1 protein-coding gene is annotated in these 312 nt (G+C 76.6%); it reads left to right on the forward strand.

Annotation, left to right across the window (positions count from 1 at the left end; genetic code table 11):
- Positions 1-97: 97 nt before the first annotated feature.
- A partial coding sequence (locus ACLBXO_RS31980) for a DEAD/DEAH box helicase family protein (protein ID WP_447687944.1) occupies positions 98-312 on the forward strand: 215 nt, incomplete at its 3' end.

Here is a 312-nt window from a genome sequence, read left to right on the forward strand (position 1 = left end):
GGCCCGGGCCCGGCACGGCTGGATCATGGACATCTACCTGCTGCGCCGTGACCGCGCCGCCACGGCCAGGGCCGGCGCGGCCGGCTAGACCGCCGCCATGCTGCGCCTGCGGGACTACCAGCGCGCCAGCCTCGACGCGCTCTCGGCCGCCTGGGCGCGGGGAGGGGCGGACGACGCGGCGCCCGCCCACCTGATCGTGCTCCCCACCGGGGCCGGCAAGGCACTCGTGATCGCGGCCCTCGCGCGGGAGGCCTTGGAAGAAAATCCCCTCGCCCGGGTGGCGATCGTCACCCACAGCCGCGAGCTGGTCGC

The sequence above is a fragment of the Methylobacterium sp. C33D genome (assembly GCF_053345825.1).